Genomic DNA, 1,689 nt, shown 5'->3' on the forward strand with positions numbered 1-1,689 from the left:
TTGGACCTGTTGGGCCTGTTGCTCCGCCTCCTGGACCCGTTGGGCCTGTTGGACCTGTTGCCCCGCCTCCTGGACCCGTTGGGCCTGTTGGACCTGTTGCCCCGCCTCCTGGAGTAGCACCAATTAGTTGGACTAATAAGTTTAATAAAAGTTGTAAACTTGCTGGATCAATTATTAAAGTATAGAAGAATGGTGCAAGAGCACTGAAGAATTGTTGTAATAAAGAAAGTAATTGACTTAGATTTGGATTAGGAGATTGAAGTAAGTTAATAATACTTTGAATTAATTGTTTTAAGAAATTCCCTTCTGGAGAAGGTGCTAATTCATTTAGCAAATTCAATAGCTGAGTAAACAAATTGAGCAAAGCTAATCTGTTTGCATCACTTGGATTTGCAAAAAACGCTGCAATAGCCGCAATTAAAGAGTTTAGTAAAGTTATTAATCTTCCTAATTGTTCACTAGTAATCGGTACTGTTTGCGGATTGTTACAACAATCTGGAGTGAAAACAATCGGATTATTGCAGTTGTTATGACCAAAACAATTATTATGTGACATTTATTTCCTCCTTACTTATCTTATATTTGAGTGTTTTCCTATTATAAGAACTATAAAATTGTCTATAGGTTCCATTCACTTAAAATAGGAAACATGAATTATAATTAAACTGAAAAAACGATATTTAATTATGTTCATGACTCACATATTAATTATATGTTTTTAATAATTGACTGCTTAGATTAAACACCTAAACTTAAGAGTTTATTTTATTTTTCCACGTTTATCTCTTAGGTCCAAAAGCACATTTTACTTTGTATATAATAACTAAGCATTAGCATATAAACAACAAGTAACAACACCACCTTTTCAAATTAGTAACAATGATACCTTTACTAAAATTTTGTTCCCTCTATTATCATGAAGCCGTTTCTATTATAGAAAACTCTCATACAATATATCGGACAAGTTATTCTATACTTCGTTCCAAAAAAATTTAGGGGAGTGAGAGTTAATTGCCAATCATCCAACCATTTATGGCATCTAGAAGATTTACATCTACACTAGGAGCTGGAACAGGAACAGGTGCAGCTTTTGCAATTGCTGCTACAGCTTGTTTAAACGATGCCGGTACTACCGCAACTGCTTTTCCGACTTTTACGTATTACAACTTTTATGTAAACGGCATTCTTCAACCTAGTGTGAACTCCAGTGTTACTACTGGACCTACTGGTGCTATTACAATTCCTGGCGGAGATGCATTAGACGGCGGAATTCCAATTACAATTGAATTTATCGTCACTTAGCGTTAACTACTTTAATGTAGAACAAAAAAGACAGATTCTTTTTATTTAAGAATCTGTCTTTTTTAATTAATAATGATGAATTGCAAAATAATTGAAGAACCTTGCAATGGTGGTTGATCATCCAATAAAGTTAGCTGACCATTACTTACCTGATAAAATGGTTGTGGTTGAAGTATTCCATTAATAAACAAATTTATATAAGAAACCTCATTAGGCGCTAATATCTTCGTTGTACCATATTGAGCTATCCCATCTGCATCTATAAATATCACTTTTTCTCCATCTGCAAAAGTGTAAAATAATAAATTAGTTGTTGTTATTGCTCCTGTTAATCCTGTTGCTCCCGTTGCTCCTGTTAAACCTGTTGCTCCCGTTGCTCCTGTTAAA

The 1,689-nt window shown here is 34.3% G+C and carries 3 protein-coding genes; 1 reads left to right on the forward strand and 2 read right to left on the reverse strand.

Annotation, left to right across the window (positions count from 1 at the left end; translation table 11 throughout):
- A partial coding sequence (locus tag KI369_RS25960) for a collagen-like repeat preface domain-containing protein (protein ID WP_212958306.1) occupies positions 1–556 on the reverse strand: 556 nt, incomplete at its 3' end.
- Between the two features lie 455 nt (positions 557–1,011).
- Between KI369_RS25960 and KI369_RS25965 the strand changes: the two genes are divergently transcribed.
- On the forward strand, positions 1,012–1,302 hold the full coding sequence (locus KI369_RS25965) for a DUF4183 domain-containing protein (protein ID WP_212958307.1): 291 nt from the start codon (positions 1,012–1,014) through the stop codon (positions 1,300–1,302).
- Positions 1,303–1,364: 62 nt separating this feature from the next.
- On the opposite strand, the gene KI369_RS25970 is transcribed toward KI369_RS25965, so the two are convergent.
- Positions 1,365–1,689: DUF4183 domain-containing protein (locus tag KI369_RS25970; protein ID WP_212958309.1), on the reverse strand; the 325-nt coding region annotated here is incomplete at its 5' end.

Source organism: Bacillus sanguinis, assembly GCF_018332475.1.
Lineage (GTDB): Bacteria > Bacillota > Bacilli > Bacillales > Bacillaceae_G > Bacillus_A > Bacillus_A sanguinis.